This is a genomic window from Glycomyces albidus (assembly GCF_009451885.1).
Classification (GTDB): Bacteria; Actinomycetota; Actinomycetes; order Mycobacteriales; family Micromonosporaceae; genus Glycomyces; species Glycomyces albidus.
The window spans coordinates 1-17,596 of record NZ_WIAO01000027.1; the positions used below are offsets into that span (position 1 = coordinate 1).

Below are 17,596 nucleotides of genomic sequence, written 5' to 3' on the forward strand. Positions count from 1 at the left end.
CCATCGGCCGCCTCAAGCGCTACCGCGCCATCGCCACCCGCTACGACAAGCTCGCCATCCGCTACGAAGCGGCCATCCAAGTCGCAATGATCCTCGACTGGAAACCCAGTTCGTAAACACGACCTAGTCGAACCCGGGCGCGCGGGCGAGCGGAGCGCCGCGTCCTCCCGCCCGCTGCGGTGCTCCGGAGGGCCCGGTGCGCTCCCCCGGACCGGACGAGACACGACAGGTCAAAATGAACGGCATGCAACTCAACAGTCCTGTCCTCATCACCGGAGCGAGCCACGGCCTGGGCCAGGCCACCGCCTCGCTCCTGGCCTCCCAAGGCGTCCCGCTGGCCCTCTGCGCCCGCAACGCCGCGCCGCTGAACGAGTTCGCCGCGAAGCTGCGCGCCGAGCACGACATCCAGGTCGCGGTGCGCGCGTTCGACGTGAACGACGTCGAGATGCTCACCGAGTTCGTGCATGAGGCCGGGCGGCGGCTGGGCGACCTCGGCGGCGTGGTCGCGAACGTCGGCGGCGCGCGCGGCCGCAGCCTCATCGACACCGAGGCCGACGACTGGGCCTACACGCTCGGCGTGAACGTGGTGAGCGCGATGACCGCGCTCAAGGCGTCCCTGCCGCAGCTGCGCCGCACCCGCGGCGCGGCGGTCCTGGTCTCGTCGATCTCCGGCTCGAAGCCGTCCCCCGGGCTGGCGTACGGCTCCACGAAGGCCGCGCTCAACCACGCCGCGACGATCCTGGGCCGGGAGCTGGGCCCGAGCGGCGTCCGCGTGAACGCGGTCGCGCCCGGGTCCATGCTCATCCCCGACCGCAACTGGGACCGGCTGCGCGTGGCCGATCCGGGCCGCTACGAGGCGTTCCTCAACGAGTTCCCGTCGCGCGAGCTGGTCGACCCGCGCGACGTCGCCGAGGTCATCGCGTTCCTGCTGTCGGACAAGGCGCGCGCGGTGAACGGCGCCGTCGTGCCGGTCGACGGCGGCCAGAACGCCCCGAGCGCCTACGGCTACTAGGAGGCCGCGCAGCCTAGGAGGCGGGCTCCTCTGCCGGCTTCGCGATGCGGCCCATCAGGAACGGGACGACGGCGAGGGTGACCGCGGCGCAGCAGACGCACAGCACCCCGTAGCCGGCGTACTCGACGATCGGGCCGGACGCGATCCCGGCGCCCATGGCCGCGAGGCCCATGACCAGGTCGGAGAAGCCCTGCGTGGACGGGCGCTGCGCCGGGGAGACCGCGCCGGTGACGAGCGCGGCCGAGGCGACGGTCATCGCCGACCAGCCGAGGCCGAGCAGGATCAGGCCGATCGTGAGCCGCACGTGGTCGCCGAGCGGGGACGACCCGGAGACGACGCACGCGGCGACGAGGACCGCGGTCCCGGTGATGAGGATCGGCCGGGCCCCGTACCGGTCGACGAGCCGGCCGATCACCGGCGCGAGGACGTACATGGCGCCGACGTGGGCGCCGAGGACGAAGCCCACCACGGTGAGCGCGTCCTCGGGGTCCGCGACGCCGTGCCGGATGTGGAGGGCGGTCATCGCCATGACGCCGACCATGACGAAGTGGCCGAGGGCCGCGGCGACGACGCCGGTGCGCACGGCCGGGTTCGTCTTCGCCATCCGGTAGCCGTCCGCGACCGAGCGCTTCGGCGCGTCGGTCTCGCCGCTGATCTCCCGGGCCGTCAGCAGCGGGTCGGGCCGCAGCAGCACGGTGAGGAGGACGGCGGTGGTCAGGCACAGGACCCCGATCGCCGCCATCGAGCCGACGTACGCGGGCCCGCCGAACCAGCTGGTCCACACGCGTTCGGCCACGGCGGCGATCGAGGGACCGAACACCGAGCCGATCGTGGTGGCCCACACAATGAGCGCGAGGTGCGAGCCGCGGCGCGCGGCCGGGGCGAGGTCGGCGGCCGCGTACCGCGACTGGAGGCCCGCGAACGACGCCGAGCCGAGCAGGAAGTAGCCGCAGACGGCGACCACGGGGTTCTCGAGGTGGATCGCGGCGATGACGGCGAGGGTGCCGAGCACCGCGCACCCGTACCCGAACGCGAGGCCGCCGCGGCGGCCGTACCGCTCGGTGATGCGCACCGCCGGGACGACGACGAGGGCGGAGCCGCCGACGAAGAGGCTCTGCGCGAGCCCGGCGTAGGTGGAGGAGCCGGTCATGTCCTCGACGAGGAGTGCGCCGACGGCGATGCCGATGCCGACGGCCAGGCCGCCGAGGATCTGCGCGCCGAAGAGCGTGCGCAGGACGCGTCGCTGCAGCGGCGCAGTGTCCGGTAGAGCGCTGTCCTGTGAGGCGCTGTCGGATGGGGCGCTGTCGGATGGGGCGTTCTCCGGCGCGGTGTTGTCAGGTGGGGCGGTGGTGGTCACGGGGGGTCCTTTCTGGAGTTGTGGCTATCTGGGGTCGCGGAGGTCAGATCGGCGGCGTCGCCGGTCCGGAGGCGTAGGCGATCGCGTCGGCGACCGCGGGCGCGACCGAGGGGTCGAGGCGGGCGGTGCTGACCCGGATCCCCTGGGCGCCGTGGAAGGAGTAGCTGCGGCCCGGGGCCACCGCGTAGCCGTGGTCGCGCAGGGACACGACGGCGGCGGTCTCGTCCGCGACCGGGACCCACAGGTTCAGGCCCGACGTGCCCCAGGTGGCGATGCCGCGCTCGGCGAGCGCGTCCCGAAGGGCCGCTTGGCGTTCGACGTAGACGGCGCCGGCGTGCCGGACCCGGGCCTCGGTGACCTCGTCGGTCCAAGCCGCGATCACGAAGTGCTGCAGGATGCACGAGACCCAGCCGTGCCCGAGCGCCATGCGGCCCTGGATGCGCGCCTTCGTGTCCGGGTCGGCCGCGACGAGCGCGGTGCGCAGGTCCGGGCCGTAGGGCTTGGAGACCGAGCGGACGAACATCCACCGCTCGGCCGCGTCGGCGACCACGTGCAGCGGCGTCTGCGACAGCTCGGCCCAGTGGTCGTCCTCGATGACGAACACCCCGGGGTGCCTGCCGACCACCTCGCGGAGTTCGGCGGCGCGCTCGGCGGAGACCGTTGCGCCCGTGGGGTTCTGGCCGCGCGAGGTGAGGATGAACGCGCGCGCGCCGGAGGTGAGGGCGGCGTCGAGCTCGGCGGCGATCGGGCCGTCGCCGTCGATCGCGACCGGCGTGATCTGGTACCCGGCAGAGAGCAGCAGGTCGCGCCCGTTGGCCCAGGTCGGCTCTTCGACGGCGACGGTGTCGCCGGGTTCGAGCCGGGCCGCGAGGCCGCGCTCGAACGCGTCGAGGGCACCGGAGGTGACGGTGAGCTCGCCGCTGACGCCGTCGGCCGCGAACCGGTCCCGGGCGAGGTCGAGGAGGTCCGGGCAGGGGCCGCCGTCCCGGTAGTTCCCGTGGATGATCTCGACCTGCGGCTTCAGGGCGCCGAGGTCGGGCAGGAGCGCCGGGTCGGGCTCGCCGGAGACGAGATCGAGCACTCCTGAAGGGACGGTGAGGGTTCCGGTGGGGGTGAACGCGGAGCGCTGGCGGATGAAGGTGCCGGCGCGCCCGCCGGTCTCGACCACGCCGCGCTCGCGCAGCCGCCGGTAGGCGGAGGCGACGGTGCCGGCGGCGACGCCGAGGTCGGCGGCGAGCTTGCGGACGGGAGGCAGGGTGCGGCCCGGCGCGAGCTGCCCGGAGCGCACGCCGGACTCGATGCTGGCGGCGATCTCGGTTGCCGCGGACCCGGTGATCTGATACTGTACCGACATAACTCGAGCATTGTATCAGTACAAAACTTGCTTGTCCAGTCCATAGATGGGAGCCCCCCCCGCGATGTCCACCCTCGAGACCCCCTCCACCGGCCGGTTCGAGCAGACCGAGCGCACGACCCCCAAGCGCTCCCGCGAGCGGGTCACCTACGAGCGGGCCGACGCCTACCGCGTCCTCGACGAGGCGCTCTTCGTCGACCTGGCCTTCGTCGGCCCCGACGGCGCGCCCCGCGTGCTCCCCACCTTCCACGTCCGCGTCGGGGACACCCTCTACCTGCACGGCTCGACCGGCGGCAGCATGGGCCTCGGCGGCAGCAAGGGCTTCCCGGTGAGCGTCACCGCGACCGTCGTGGACGGGCTCGTCTTCTCCAAGAGCTGGTTCCACCACTCCATGAACTACCGCAGCGTGGTCGTCCACGCCGACGCGCGGCTCATCGAGGACCCCGACGAGCGCTGGAACGTCTTCAAGGCCCTCATCGACCGGTTCGCCGAGGGCCGCTCCGAGCGGTCCCGCGAGGCCAGCCCGAAGGAGAACGCGGCGTCGGCCCTCCTCGCCATCCCGCTCGAGGAGGTCTCGATCAAGCAGCGCGCCGGCGGCCCCATCGAAGAGCCCGAGGACGAGGACCTGCCGTTCGAGAACGGCGTCGCGAACGTGAGGACGCTCGTCACGGGACGGCTGTGACCAGGCTGACGCGACGTGCGGTTGTAGACTGCGATCCGCGCGGTGCCGGACCCGGTTCTGCTTTCGGGACTGAATGGATGTTCCGAGGGTGTGAGCGGGTCGTGGGAACTTCCGGCTCTGAGCCGGTCCGGTGCCGGGAGCGCAGCAGGGCGGGCCTTCGGGCCCGCCCTGTTCTCGTCCTATGCAGCAGAAGCTGACGCTGACGCTGCGCCGCTTACGCTTTGAGCTCCGCCGCTTCGGCCATCTCGGCCTCGCGCCGCGTCTCGTCCTTGTCCAGGCGCCACACCGCGATCGAGCCGCCACCGGCGACCGCGACGACGAACAGCACGAAGGTCCACGTGTAGGGCCAGTTCGGGGCCGCGTCGTCGGAGTTCTGGAGCAGTACGCCCTCCTCGCCGGCCGCCCACCAGATGCCCTGGCGGATGAGCTGCAGGAAGTCCCGGTCGCCCCAGGTCTTCCCGGCGCCGCCCGGGGAGGCGTAGAACGCGTTGTACGTCTCGGAGTTCCATGCCACCGGGTCGCCGGAGCCGAGCTGGGCGAGCACGGTGGACTCCGGCTGCGCCGGGGCGGGATCGAAGTAGAACCACCGCTCGGTGACCTTGAGCTCCTCGTCGAGGCCGTCGGTGATCGGCGAGCCCGCGTTGAAGGAGACCTCCTGCTCGGAGGCCGGCTCCTGGGGCGGCGTCAGCGCCGTCGCGCCGAGCAGCTCCTGGTAGAAGTCCCAATCGGGCTCGCTCGCGGCGGCCGTGTTCGTGGCGACGAACCCGCCGCCGCGGTTGATGAACGCGTGCAGCGACGCCTGCTGCGCCTCGTCGAGGATGTCCACGCCGGTGTTGAGGAACATGACCACGTCGATGCCGTCGAGGTCTTCCAGGTTCCCCGGCTCGCCCTCGATGAGGGTGAAGTTCCAGCGGCGCGCCTCCATCTGGAGGCGCTCGATCGCGAAGTCGGCCACGTCCTGGGCTTCGTTCCCGGTCGTCAGCACCAGGACCTGGGGGCCGCCGGCGGCGAGGGCCGCCGAGGGGGCGAAGGCGGGCGCGCAGGCCAACGCGACGATGATGCACAGTCGCAGGAGGGTTCTCAACGTCAACTCCAAGATGCCGGTCTGGTTCACCTCATAGCGAATCACGGCGATCCGAGGCGTCGGCAGGCAGATCACCCTCAATCCTCAGACTGCTCTCCAAACGGTAGACGACCTCAGCATTGAGTGATCGCCGAGAAGCCTTGGCCCTCGCCGACAACCGGGCGTGCAGGTCGGACGGCAGCCGCAGCGTAAGACGTGTTTCAGGTTCCATGGCCAGAAATCATAGTGGTATTTTGGTGTCATGACGACACCAGTGACGGAGCCGAAGTCCGGTCACGCCCGGTACACCTATCGACTCCGGGTGTCGTCGAATGCAGAGGCGGCCCTGCGCGAAGAGTGGGATCGCTGCCGATGGGTCTGGAATCAATGCGTCGCCGCCTCCCGTGAAGCCCATCGAGTCGGAGACACATGCGGACCCGCCCAGCTCGACAAACGACTTACAGGGTGGCGCTCCGAACACCACTGGCTCGGGAGCGGCGCATCAGTGCCGCAGCAGCAGACGATCCGTGATTTCGCCGCATCCCGAGCCAAAGCGATGAAGGACATCAAGGACCGGCTTCCGACACGGCGCCGAGCGGGCATGCCTCACTTCAAGAAGAAGGATCTCGCCTCGCCCACACTCAACTACACGCTGCGGGGCTTCCGGATCAAGGACGAGAGACTCAAGCTGGCGGGCGGCATCTCGCTCACGGTCGTGTGGTCCCGGCCGCTTCCTGCGGCGCCGTCAAGCGTGAGGATCCACCTCGATCAACTCGGCCACTGGTATGCCTCGTTCGTCGTCCCTTCCAAGACTGAGCCGCTGCCCGCAACCGGCGCGGTGATCGGCATCGACTGGGGCGTAACCGTTATCGCTACGACAACCTCCGATGATCACGACCTCCCGCATCCCTCGCATGGAAAACGGTCAGCGGGAAAGCTCGCCCACTACCAGCGCATGATGGCGCGGCGGCGCCGGCCGAAGGGAAAGGGGCCGACCCGGGGGTACCTCAGGGCCAGGCAGCAGGTCGCGAAGACGTTCAAGAAGGTTGCCAGGCAGCGGGCCGACACCGCTCGGAAGTGGGCGAAACGCGTCGTGCGAAACCATGACCGCATCGCAGCAGAAGACTTTCGACCGAAGTTCTTGGCACGATCCGCGCTTGCCAAGAAGTCCGCAGACGGAGCCATCGGCGCCACCAAGACCGCACTCATCGAGATGAGCCGGAAGCACGGTCGTGACTTGCGGCTCATCCACCCGTCTTACACCACAACGGACTGCTCACAGTGCGGAGCGAGAGCCAAGCACGCACTCCCCCTCTCCCAACGTATCTACGCTTGCACCGTGTGCGGAGCCGTCTCACCTCGAGACAAGAACTCCGCACACGTGATGCTGGCCCGGGCAGGTTTCGTCCCGGATGGTGTTGATCGCGTCAGACTCGTTCGTTCGCAGGGCGATCGTGCAGCGTGAGCCTGAAATCCCCTCCCTAGCGGGAGGGGAGGATTCAAGCGCCCACCATATCGGGCCCCGCGGTCGGGCGTGTCAGCCGCAATGGCTCCAGGCGCTCGTCCACGTCGTCGAGCCGACCGAGCCGCCCCACTTGACGCAGGTGTTCGGGGCGGACTTCTTCACCGGGCCCGCGTAGTAGGAGAAGTTCCCGGAGTCCTTGGTGGTGGTCCCCCCTTCGACCTGGAGGGTCGCGGAGACCGCGCTGGCGGTGCCGACGTTGGTGTACTTCAGCGTGACCACGCAGTTGTAGCCGTTGGAGCTGTTGTACATCAGGAAGACCGCGCCGACCGTGCCGAGCGCGTGCTGGTTGATCTGGGAGTAGCCCGAGCCGCAGACCTCGCCTGGCGTGTACGGGTTGCCGCCGGAGCAGCCGTTGGAGGAGGTGACGGCCTTCTTGGTGCCCAAGGGGACCTGGACGCCCTCGACCACCGGGGTGACGACCGAGCCGGAGGAGTTGCGCTGCTCGTAGTGCAGGTGCGGCGCGGTGGAGCCGCCGGTCGAGCCGACGGTGCCGATGATCGTGCCCTGCGAGACGGACATGCTCGAGCCGGGCGCCTTGACCTGGGTGGCCAGGTGCGCGTAGCGGGTGCTGGAGCCGTCGGAGTGGACGATCTTGACCCACCGGCCGTAGCTCGTGCTGCCCTCGTTGTAGAAGTAGGCGGTGCCGGCGGCGGTGGCGCGGACGTTCTCGCCGTTGATGGCGTCGGACCCGTAGGTCTGCCAGTCGATGGAGTTGCTCGGGTTGTGCCCGCCGGTCCAGTTGTTCGCGTAGAACGTCTTGTTGCAGTTGAAGGGGCTCTTGTGGCTGACGGCCTGCGCCGTGAAGTCGTCGGCGTTCGAGACCAGGGTCGGCGCGAAGGCCGCAGCGACCGCGGTGAGGAGTGCCGCGACGATCAGTGCGATTCGTCGGTTTCGGTGTCTCATATGGGGAACGTACCGAAGTTTTCTTTCGTTGTGAAGGTCACACTTGAAGAAAACTTTCTTACGGGGACGAGTCGGCCGCGCCCCCAAGGAGAACGGGGACGCGGCCTGCTGCTTGACCGCTGCTACTTATACAAAGCCCGCGCCAGCCGGCGCTGCGCGATCCACATCCCGCCCAGGCACAGCGCGAGCAGGTACGCGATGTGCACCAGCATCATCGGGCCGAGCTGCCCCAGGCTGATGCCGCGGACCAGCTCGATGCCGTGGTACAGCGGCATGACGTACACGACCGGCTGCAGGAGCGACGGGTACGACTCGACCGGCGTGAACGTGCCGCCGAACAGGAACATCGTGAACACCACGGCGTTCATCCAGTCGAAGTCGGTCCAGTCCCGGAAGAGCGTCGCCAGCGTCAGGCCGATCCCGGCGAACGCGAGCGCGATGAACACGCACGCGGGGATCGCCAGGAGCGCCCACCACGAGTCGAGGAGCCCGAACAGCCCCATGACGACCACGAACGCGCCGATGTAGGTGAACCCGCGGATGAGCGCCCACCACACCTCGCCGAGCGCGACCTCGAAGGGCCGCAGCGGGGTGTTGAGGATGCCGTCGTAGACCTTCATCCACTTGAACTTGGCGAACACGTTGATCGAGGTCTCGGCGAGCACGCCCATCATGGCGGCGTTCGCGAGGATCGCGGGCGCCACGTACGCGGTGTAGGAGACGGCGGTGCCGTCGGGGAGCGTGATGTCCCCGACGAGCGCGCCGACCCCGAACCCGAAGGCGAACAGGAAGAGCAGCGACTCGACGGCGCCGGACAGGATGAGGATCCAGGCCCGGCGCATCGCGATCCAGTTGCGGTTGAGCAGGGCCCCGGAGTTGCGGAGGCCGGCGCGGGCGGCGCCGTAGGCGATGACGGACACGCGGACTCCTAGAAGTTCAGGCGCCGCTCGATGACGCGGCGGGCGGCGAACCACCCGGTCACGGCGAGCAGCACCAGGTAGGCGATGTGGACGGGGGGCGGCAGGACGGGCGCGACGCCGGCGGTGGCGGCCCGCGCGAGCTCCGTGCCGTGCCACAGCGGGGAGGCCCACACGAGCGGCTGGAGGAAGGCGGGCATCTCGCTCGCGGGGAAGAACACCCCGGAGAACAGCGAGATCGGCATGACCGCGAACCGGAAGATCATGTTCAGGTTCGCGTCGTTCTTGATGCTCGAGGCCCAGCAGTGCATCCACGGCGCCATCGCGGCCGACACGAGCGCCGCCGCGGCCACGGCGAGCGCGGCCCACCACGAGGCGTAGACCCCGAAGAACGCCAGGACGACCGCGACGATCGTGCAGTTCGTGAACGGCCGGAACACGACCGCGTACGCGAGGTGGCCGTTGAGCATGTCCACCGGGCGCAGCGGGGTCGCGCGCTGGGCGAGGTAGTGGCCGCCCCAGTCGGCGTAGCCGCCGAAGACGGGAAAGACCATGTCGTTGCCGAGCATCATGACCGCGACCGAGCAGATCAGGCCGGGCGCGATGAACTCGGCGTAGGTGAGGCCGCCGACGGACGCGGAGTCGATGTAGGCGCCGACGCCGATGCCGATCGAGACCATGTAGAGGATCGGCAGGAGCACCGAGGTGAAGACGGTGCCGTGCCAGACATGCCGGAAGAGGGCGAGCTGGAGGTTGAACGCGCGCCAGGCCCCGGCGGTCGTGCCCGGGGCGGTGCGGTCGACTGCTGCGGTGGTGGCGCTCACGCCTCGTCCTCCACGAGGGCGCGGCCGGTCAGGCGCAGGAAGACGTCTTCGAGGGTGGCGCGGCGGGCCAGCACCGAGGTGGGGCGGATGTCGCGGGCGTCGAGTGCGGCGTTCGTGTCGTCGGCGTCGTCGGTGTAGACGAGGATCCGGTCCGGCAGCGGCTCGATCTGGGCGCCGACGCCGTCGAGGGACTGGGCCAGCGCGGCGAGTTCGCGGGTGTGCGCGGTGCCGAAGCGCAGCTCGACGACCTCCTTGGTGACGTGGGTGTCGATGAGCTCGCGCGGGGACCCGGAGGCGATGATGCGGCCTTCGTCCATGACCACGAGGCGGTCGCAGAGCTGCTCGGCCTCGTCCATGTAGTGGGTGGTGAGGAGGATGGAGACGCCGCGGTGCTTGAGCTGGAAGAGGCGCTCCCAGACGAGGTGGCGGGCCTGCGGGTCGAGCCCGGTGGTGGGTTCGTCGAGGATGACCAGTTCGGGGTCGTTGATGAGGGAGCGGGCGATGGCGAGGCGGCGCTGCATGCCGCCGGAGAGGTCGGAGACCTGGTCCTTGGCGCGGGCGGTGAGCTGGACGAACTCGAGGAGTTCGGCGGCCCGCTCGCGGGCGGCCTTCTTCTTGATGCCGAAGTATCCGGCGTAGACGACGAGGTTCTCGAAGACCGTGAGCATGCCGTCGAGGGTGTTGTCCTGGGGTACGACGCCGAGGCGGGCGCGGATGGCGGCGCCTTCGGTGTGGGGGTCGCGGCCGAAGACCGTGAGGGTGCCGGCGGTGGGCTGGGAGACGCAGCCGATCATCCGCATGGTGGTGGACTTGCCGGCGCCGTTCGCGCCGAGGAAGCCGAATGCTTCGCCGCGGCGGATCTCGAAGTCGACGCCGCGGACGGCTTCGTGCTCTCCGTAGCTCTTCCGGAGGTCGGCGGCGCTGACCAGGATCTCGTTGACATTTGGCATACGGCAACCCTAAGTCCGGGAGCCGACATGAGGCCAGTTCTTTTTGAAGGATTAGTTTCATATTCATCGCGTGCAGGCAAAGGTAGGGCAAGCACTACCCCGATTGACGGGTCAGCGGTAGTTACTTGCGGCTCGAGAACGGGAAGGCTTGGGGGGACGAGAAAGACCCCGAAAGATCGGAATTCCTCCATGACGATGCTCACCGAGGCCCCAGCGCCCGCGCAGCGAACCGGCAGCGACTTCGCACAGCTCTCCCGCCGCATCAACGCGGCCGGGCTGATGCGGCGGCGCCCCGTGTACTACGCGATCCGCTTCTCGATCACGGCCGCGGTGTTCATCGGCACGTGGGCCGCGTTCGCATTCATCGGCAACTCCTGGTGGCAGCTCCTGACCGCCGTGTTCCTGGCCGTCGTCAGCGCGCAGGTGGCCTTCCTCGGCCACGACCTCGCGCACCGCCAGGTCATCCGCAGCCGCACGACCTCCGAGCGGGTCGGCCTGTTCACCGGCAACCTCGCCAACGGCATGGGCTACGGCTGGTGGAACGACAAGCACAACCGCCACCACGCCAACCCGAACCACGAGGAGCTCGACCCGGACGTGGCGCCGGGCCTGTTCGTGTGGTCGAAGCGCCAGGCGGGCTTCGCGAAGGGCATCACCACCTGGTTCGGCAAGTACCAGGCGGAGCTGTTCTTCCCGATCCTCACGCTCGAGGGCCTGAACCTGAACGTCTCCGGCATCAAGTCGGTCGTGAAGCCGGGCCTGAAGAACCGGGGTGTGGAGGCCCTGTTCCTCGCGCTCCACTGGGCCGCGTACCTCGGCCTGATCTTCACGGTCCTCTCGCCCGGCAAGGCGGTCGTCTTCATCCTCGTCCACAAGGCGGCCTGGGGCCTGTACATGGGCTCGGTGTTCGCGCCGAACCACAAGGGCATGCCGACCTTCGTCGGCGAGACGGAGCTCGACTTCCTGCGCAAGCAGGTCCTGACCTCCCGCAACGTCAAGGGCGGCTGGTTCACCGACTTCGCCCTCGGCGGCCTGAACTACCAGATCGAGCACCACCTGTTCCCGGCCATGCCGTCGGTGCACCTCAAGCACGCGCAGCCGATCGTCGAGCAGTTCTGCGTGGAGAAGGGCATCCCCTACCACGCGACGGGTCTCATCCAGTCCTGGAAGGAAGCCCTCGGCGAACTCCACGCCCATGGCGAACCGCTGCGCAACCCGCAGCCGGCGTCCGCCGGCTAGGACGAGCGCTCGCCAGAGCATCGCAGCTTCGAGGCCGCTCCCCGTGCAGGGAGCGGCCTTCCGCGTGCCGGAGATTTCGTTCGTTGTGGACATCTCCGGAATCCAGGGAACGTTTCATGTGGCTCTCGTCACATACTTGCAACGAGTTGCGGATCGCTGACAGTTTGAAGTTCGACGATCCGTTCCCGATTCCCGGAGGGCACGACCGAATGACGATCCCCTACATGCTCCCCGTCGACGACGAACTCGTACGGGCGGTCGACCGATGGGCCCGCGAGATCGACGTCCGCAACGCGCGTCGCCTCGACCGGAACCGCGCCGCGCTCGCCGCCGCCGTCGACATCTGCGCCCGACACGGCAACCAGCCGAGCGGCACCGAGATCGCGATCGCCGTCGAGTTCCGCGGCACCGCGGCCGTCGCCCGCTCCTGGCTGTGCGAATACGCCGCGCGCATCACCGGCGCACGGCTGCAGAAGCTCGACGCCGACCCGCTCCTCGCTTCCGTCCACGCCTCCGTCCCGGTCAAGATAACCGGCCCCAGGCGCGCGGTCCAGGCGTGTCACGTCCTCGCGGATCTGCTCGACAAGCTCGCCTGGCAGGCCCTCTCCACCATCGAGAACCGCCGGGAGGCCCTTCGCGCGGTCGACGAGCTGTACGCCGGCCTCCTGCCTCACGACCACTTCGGTGCCCTCTTATGGTCAAGTCCGGTCATGGCCGAAACCGACCGGCGGGGCGCCGGCAGGGCGGCCGCTCGCCGCGAGCGCCTATTCGACGGCGTTGGCCGCCTGGTCGCGCAGGGACCGCACGTGCTGCTCCAGACCCATGAGTTGGCCGAAGAGGCTCATGTACTGGTCCTTGTCGGTGCTCGGGTTGATCCGCTGCAGGCGGCGCTTGAGGTCGGCGACCTCCGCCTCCACGACCGGGCGCTGGATCCGGGCGAGGATGGTGCGCACGTACAGCGCGTCGGGTTCTCCCGCGAGGCGGAGCTCCTCCACCGCGAGTTCGCTGACCAGGGCTCCGGCCGCGATCTCGGTGCAGGCGTTCTGGACGGCGGCGATCCAGTTCGGACCCGCGACGGCGCGCGCGGCGCCGCCGGCCGCGGCGATGGCCTCGCGGACGGCGCGGTAGTTCGGGTCGGTGTAGGGGACGGCGTCGACCGCGTCGAAGTAGGGCCCGGCGACCTGCGGCTGCTGGAGGGCGACCTTGAGGACCTCGCGCTGGGCGCGGAGCTGCATCGAGTCGGCGCGGGACTCGCGGCGCGGCTGTTCCGGGGCCTCGGCGGGGGCCTGGCCGGCGGCGGCGCCCTGCACGGCGCGGCGCAGCTCGGCCTTGTCCTTGCCGAGCCGGCCGGCGTAGACGCCGAGGTACTCCTCGACCAGGCCGCGGTCCTTGACGCGGGCCAGGAGCGGGGCGATGGCGCGGGTGGCGTGCAGGCGGCCCTCGGCGGTGTCCAAGTCGTGCTTGGCGATCGCGCGTTCGAGCGCGAACTGCACCAGCGGCGTGTGGCGCTCGATGAGCTCGCGGACGGCCGCGTCGCCGGCGCTCTGGCGCAGCTCGCACGGGTCCTGACCGCCGGGGGTGACGGCGATGTAGGTCTGGGAGACGAACCGCTGCTCCTCGTCGAACGCCTTCAGGGCGGCGCGCTGGCCGGCCTCGTCGCCGTCGAACGTGAAGATGATGCGCCCGTCGGCGGACTCGGAGTCGAACAGGAACCGGCGCAGCACCCGGATGTGCTCGGGCCCGAACGCGGTGCCGCAGGTGGCGACCGCCATGGGCACGCCCGCGAGGTGGCAGGCCATGACGTCGGTGTAGCCCTCGACGATGACGACCCGGCCGGTCTTCGCGATCTCCTTGCGCGCCAGGTCAAGCCCGTAGAGGACCTGGGACTTCTTGTACAGCGGCGTCTCGGGCGTGTTGAGGTACTTGGGGCCCTGGTCGTCGTCGTAGAGCTTGCGGGCGCCGAAGCCGATGACCGAGCCGGACGAGTCGCGGATCGGCCACACGAGGCGGCGGCGGAAGCGGTCGATGAGGCTGCCGCTGCGCGAGGGCTTCGCGAGCCCGGCCTGGGTGAGCTCCTCGACGGTGAAGCCCTTGGCGCGCAGGTGCTTCGCGAGCGCGTCCCATCCGTCGGGGGCGTAGCCGCAGCCGAAGACGGCGGCCGCGTCGCGGTCGAAGCCGCGGGAGGCGAGGAACTGCCGGGCCGTCATCGCCTCGGGCGCGAGGAGCCTCCCGGCGTAGAACTCGGCGGCCGCGGTGTGGGCGTCGAGGAGGCGCTGCTTGAGGCCGGGCTGTCCGGAGGGGCCGCGCTGGGGGCGGCCGTCGACGTCCTCGTAGGTGAGCTTGAGCCCGGCGCGCGCGGCGAGGCGCTCGACCGCCTCGACGAACGTGAGGCCGTCGAGCTCGGTGAGGAAGGTGATGGCGTCGCCGCCGACGCCGCAGCCGAAGCAGTGGTAGACGCCGCGGGCGGGGGTGACGTTGAAACTCGGTGAGCGCTCGTCGTGGAAGGGGCACAGGCCCTTGAGGTTGCCGCCGCCGGCGTTGCGCAGGGTGACGCGTTCGCCGATGACCTCGGCGATGTCGACCCGCTCCCGCACCAGCTGGATGTCGGCGTCCCGGATTCGCCCCGCCACTCTGCCCCTTTTCTCGTTTCACCTCTTCTCACTGCAGGAACCATTGTGCCCGCACGGTCCGACAGCGCCGCGGCGGACGCGGCCGGTTGTGAGGCGCCGGGGGGACACGCCCGCGGCGAAGGTCACGTCCCTACTGGGCGGCGCGGGATCGCCTGCGGCCGAAGAAGTTCGAGGTGGCGGCCCCGCTGTACCATGATCCCCGTTAGCATCTTTCCCGACCACGCCTCACGGTTGCGCGGTCCGATCAGCTAGAGTCGCCTATCATGCCGGACCCATCGCCCGAGCAGCCGCCCTCCTGGCCTCCCACCAGCGAACCCGCGGCCACACCCACGAATCCGCCCCGAATCACCGCGCGCGGGGTGGGTCACCTGCCTTCCGCGGCGCCGGAAGACGAGGCGTCGTCCGATCCCCGTCCGCCCGCGGGCCCGAGCCGCTTCGGCGACCCCGCCTCCGCCGGCCGCCCGTCGCCCTCCGACCCGGCGCCGAACGGCCCCGCGCCGTTCGACTCTGCACCGCGGAGCGCGGCGCCCCAGAACTCGGCCCCGTACGACTCGTCGCCGTACGAGGAGCTGGACCCCGAGGCCCGGCGGAACGAGTGGGCGGCGGACCTCGGCGGCGCCGAACCGCCGCGCGTCGGCGACTCCCGCGGCACCCTCTTCGAGACCCCCGGCAACCAGGAGGCCGCGCCCCAGCAGCCGCAAGGCGAATGGGGCGAATCGGCCGACTGGCCGCCGCGGTCGAGCCAGGAGTGGATGAACCAGCAGTCCCAGACCGGGTGGGGGCTCGCGAACGCCGGCGCCGCCTGGAACGGGACCGGCCCCGTCCCGGGCCAGCCCGGACCCGCCCAGCCGCCGGCCGACCGGCAGCACCGCCCGGACCCGAACGCCGCCCCCGCGTCCGGACCCGGCTTCAACGCCCCCGACCAGCAGGGCGGGCTCGAGTTCCCGGAACTGCGCCCCGACCCGTACCAGGCCGACGTCTACGCCCAGGACCAGTACCGCGGCGACTCCGGCGGCCAGGACCTCTACAAGTCCGACCCGTACCAGGCCGAGCGCCTCGCCGCCGAAGCCCAGGCCGCCCGCGAGGCGTACCAGGCCGAGCAGCAGCGCTACCAGGCCGATCCGTTCCCCGCCGCACCGCAGGGCTCGTTCTCCGAGCCGCCCGCTCCGGCCGACCGGCAGGGCGCGTTCCCGCAGCAGCAGGGGGCGTTCTTCGAGCAGCCCGCGAACGCGTACACCGGCGAGCGGTTCCCCGCCGACGCCCCGCCGTCCTATGGGGAGCAGGCAGGCCCCGGCGAGCAGGCGCCGCACGGGGACCAGCCGCCCTTCGGCGCACCGACCCCGGGCGCACCGGCCCAAGGCATGCAGGCCCAGGGCGAACAGCAGCCGGGCGAGCCGCGGTACGGCGAACCGGGCGTCCCCGCCGGAGCCACCGTGACCGAGGCGGTCCCCGCGCAGCGCCGCAGCGACGAGCCCGAACCCGAGGCCGCCCCCGCCGAGGCGCCGCCGACCCGCGTCGCACCGCCCACCCACGTGGGCGTCCGCTACGCCATCTACGGGATCGGCGGCCTCATCACGCTCGGCCTGATCATCGGCATCGTCATCATGCTCGGATCGGCCCCGCCCGAAGAGCCCAGCGAACCCGGCGGCGACGACAGCGACACCTCCAACGAGAGCCCCGGCGCCGACGAGGCCCTCACCCCGGAGCGGTACACCGAACTCGCGGCCGCCGCCGGCAGCGCCGAATGGTTCGCCTGGCGCTACGGCGACGCCTCCGGCGGATCCGACGCCGAGGAGGTCGCCGCGACGAGCGGCGACGCGCTCGCGACCGCGCCGCTCCTGGGCGACGCCGACCGCAGCGTCCAAGGCCAGCTCGGCTACCTGACCGACGAGTCCGGACTGAGCGGCATCGACCATGTCACCGCCGTCGAGACCACCGACGACCTCATCGGCCTCACCCCCCGCGCGGGCGGCCGCTTCTCGGTCGACGGCGCACCCGAACTCGAACTCATCGAAGGCTCCACGGCCTCGTGCATCACCGGACTCGGCGTCGAACTCGGCCGGCCCGTCGCGCTCGCGCGTCCCGAGCAGAGCGCCGAGGTCAGCGCCCACTCGGTGATCGCGTTCTCCTCCGGGATCATCGCGACCGCCGGCATCAGCGGCGCCCAGGGCGGGACGTGCCTGCTCCTGCCCGACGGCCAGGTGCCCACGGACGTGGCGCTCACCGACGGGAACGAACTCGCGCTCGTCACCACCTGGAACCCCGCCTCGCAGGCCGGCTCCCTCGTGGTGATCGCCCTGGGCGACAAGAGCGGCTCGTACTCCTCGAGCTGGTCCGAGTCGTACCCGGGCCTGCCGAACCCCGGGCATTTCGCCGCATCGCAGATCGTCGGGACCGTGGCGCTCCCGTTCACGGCGCCGACCTCGGTCGACGCCTGGTCCGACTCGGCCGGGTCGCTCACGCTCGAACGCGGCACGGTCGAGGACGGCGCGCACCGCGACACGGTCGCGAGCGCCGCTTACGCGGTGGTCGGCGACCTCAGCGCGAGCCAGGTGACCGTCGTCGACCTCGCCTCCACGCTCCAGGGCCTCGCGGCCCAGTACTACGACGGCACCGAGTTCGCGTTCGACGCGGCCGCGGGCGAAGCGGTCGCCTTCGACGGCGGCGTCGCCGACGTGGCCGCCGCCGAGGCCGGCCCGGCCGTCGCCACGAGCGGCGGCACCGTGCACGAACTCGACCGGGCGCTGGCCGAGATGGCCGCGACCGAGGTCGGCGCCAACCCGACCTGCCTCGTGGTGGGCGCCCAGAGCGGCCAGTTCATCGCGACCAGCCGCGGCACCGGCACGATCAGCTGGGTCGCCGGCGGCGAAGTCGCCAAGCAGCTCGCGGACTCGCGCCTGACCGACCCGCTCTGCGCCTCGGAGACGCCCGCGCTCGGCGTGAGGGACTACGCCGGCAGCGCCGCCGTCGTCCTCGTCTCCGACTTCGAGGGCCAGAAGCTCCACGCCTACCTCGACGGCGAGGCGACGATCCCCGGCGGCGCCGTCGTCGGCGGCGAGGGCTTCAGCTACACCGGCGCCTACGACGTGGCGGGCCGGCCCTGGGCCGCCTCGGTCACGGTCGACCTGGAGTAGGCGGCA

At 70.8% G+C, this 17,596-nt stretch carries 15 protein-coding genes and 1 pseudogene; 6 read left to right on the top strand and 10 right to left on the bottom strand.

Annotated elements, in window-relative coordinates; all coding sequences use genetic code 11:
* Positions 1 to 116 (top strand): annotated as a pseudogene (locus tag GFD30_RS28360) (IS5 family transposase); the annotation flags it as partial.
* Positions 117 to 244: 128 nt separating this feature from the next.
* Positions 245 to 1,012 (top strand): SDR family NAD(P)-dependent oxidoreductase, encoded by a 768-nt coding sequence (locus tag GFD30_RS19080; RefSeq protein WP_194202017.1) that lies wholly within the window; start codon positions 245 to 247, stop codon positions 1,010 to 1,012.
* A gap of 13 nt (positions 1,013 to 1,025) precedes the next feature.
* Here GFD30_RS19080 and GFD30_RS19085 read toward each other — a convergent pair whose 3' ends face one another.
* Together GFD30_RS19085 and GFD30_RS19090 are read right to left on the bottom strand one after the other, a co-directional pair.
* On the bottom strand, positions 1,026 to 2,369 hold the full coding sequence (locus tag GFD30_RS19085; RefSeq protein ID WP_153026783.1) for an MFS transporter: 1,344 nt from the start codon (positions 2,367 to 2,369) through the stop codon (positions 1,026 to 1,028).
* A 43-nt stretch (positions 2,370 to 2,412) separates the two neighbouring features.
* A complete protein-coding gene (locus GFD30_RS19090) occupies positions 2,413 to 3,723 on the bottom strand; it encodes an aminotransferase class I/II-fold pyridoxal phosphate-dependent enzyme (RefSeq protein ID WP_153026784.1) in 1,311 nt (436 codons plus the stop codon).
* Between the two features lie 46 nt (positions 3,724 to 3,769).
* Here GFD30_RS19090 and GFD30_RS19095 point away from each other — a divergent pair, with 46 nt between their 5' ends.
* On the top strand, positions 3,770 to 4,405 hold the full coding sequence (locus GFD30_RS19095) for a pyridoxamine 5'-phosphate oxidase family protein (protein WP_153026785.1): 636 nt from the start codon (positions 3,770 to 3,772) through the stop codon (positions 4,403 to 4,405).
* 214 nt (positions 4,406 to 4,619) lie between these two features.
* Here the strand turns inward: GFD30_RS19095 and GFD30_RS19100 are convergent, their stop codons facing one another.
* Together GFD30_RS19100 and GFD30_RS28295 are read right to left on the bottom strand one after the other, a co-directional pair.
* Positions 4,620 to 5,489 carry a ThuA domain-containing protein gene (locus GFD30_RS19100; protein ID WP_194202018.1) on the bottom strand — a complete coding sequence of 290 codons (870 nt, stop codon included), beginning with the start codon at positions 5,487 to 5,489 and terminating at the stop codon, positions 4,620 to 4,622.
* A gap of 31 nt (positions 5,490 to 5,520) precedes the next feature.
* Positions 5,521 to 5,700, bottom strand: a complete 180-nt coding sequence (locus tag GFD30_RS28295; RefSeq protein ID WP_153026787.1) for an Arc family DNA-binding protein — start codon at positions 5,698 to 5,700, stop codon at positions 5,521 to 5,523.
* Between the two features lie 30 nt (positions 5,701 to 5,730).
* Between GFD30_RS28295 and GFD30_RS19110 the strand changes: the two genes are divergently transcribed.
* On the top strand, positions 5,731 to 6,933 hold the full coding sequence (locus GFD30_RS19110) for an RNA-guided endonuclease InsQ/TnpB family protein (RefSeq protein ID WP_153026788.1): 1,203 nt from the start codon (positions 5,731 to 5,733) through the stop codon (positions 6,931 to 6,933).
* Between the two features lie 72 nt (positions 6,934 to 7,005).
* On the opposite strand, the gene GFD30_RS19115 is transcribed toward GFD30_RS19110, so the two are convergent.
* From GFD30_RS19115 to GFD30_RS19130, 4 genes are all read right to left on the bottom strand, one after another.
* The gene (locus GFD30_RS19115; RefSeq protein WP_153026789.1) at positions 7,006 to 7,896 is read right to left on the bottom strand and encodes a M23 family metallopeptidase; all 891 of its coding nucleotides are present in this window, start codon (positions 7,894 to 7,896) and stop codon (positions 7,006 to 7,008) included.
* A gap of 122 nt (positions 7,897 to 8,018) precedes the next feature.
* Positions 8,019 to 8,816, bottom strand: coding sequence for an ABC transporter permease (locus GFD30_RS19120; protein ID WP_322633408.1), 798 nt, complete (start codon positions 8,814 to 8,816; stop codon positions 8,019 to 8,021).
* Between the two features lie 8 nt (positions 8,817 to 8,824).
* Positions 8,825 to 9,637: an ABC transporter permease gene (locus tag GFD30_RS19125; RefSeq protein WP_153026790.1), complete on the bottom strand. Its 813-nt coding sequence runs from the start codon at positions 9,635 to 9,637 to the stop codon at positions 8,825 to 8,827.
* Entirely contained in the window at positions 9,634 to 10,587 is a 954-nt protein-coding gene (locus tag GFD30_RS19130) for an ABC transporter ATP-binding protein (RefSeq protein ID WP_153026791.1), read from the bottom strand. Before GFD30_RS19130 ends, GFD30_RS19125 begins: the two co-directional genes overlap by 4 nt.
* Positions 10,588 to 10,776: 189 nt before the next feature.
* Here GFD30_RS19130 and GFD30_RS19135 point away from each other — a divergent pair, with 189 nt between their 5' ends.
* Positions 10,777 to 11,826 (top strand): fatty acid desaturase family protein, encoded by a 1,050-nt coding sequence (locus GFD30_RS19135; RefSeq protein ID WP_153026792.1) that lies wholly within the window; start codon positions 10,777 to 10,779, stop codon positions 11,824 to 11,826.
* Positions 11,827 to 11,954: 128 nt separating this feature from the next.
* Here the strand turns inward: GFD30_RS19135 and GFD30_RS19140 are convergent, their stop codons facing one another.
* Positions 11,955 to 12,500 (bottom strand): hypothetical protein, encoded by a 546-nt coding sequence (locus GFD30_RS19140; protein WP_153026793.1) that lies wholly within the window; start codon positions 12,498 to 12,500, stop codon positions 11,955 to 11,957.
* Positions 12,501 to 12,590: 90 nt separating this feature from the next.
* The gene (gene dnaG / locus GFD30_RS19145) at positions 12,591 to 14,456 is read right to left on the bottom strand and encodes a DNA primase (RefSeq protein WP_322633409.1); all 1,866 of its coding nucleotides are present in this window, start codon (positions 14,454 to 14,456) and stop codon (positions 12,591 to 12,593) included.
* A 263-nt stretch (positions 14,457 to 14,719) separates the two neighbouring features.
* Between dnaG and GFD30_RS19150 the strand changes: the two genes are divergently transcribed.
* Positions 14,720 to 17,590 (top strand): hypothetical protein, encoded by a 2,871-nt coding sequence (locus tag GFD30_RS19150; RefSeq protein WP_153026794.1) that lies wholly within the window; start codon positions 14,720 to 14,722, stop codon positions 17,588 to 17,590.
* Positions 17,591 to 17,596 lie beyond the last annotated feature (6 nt).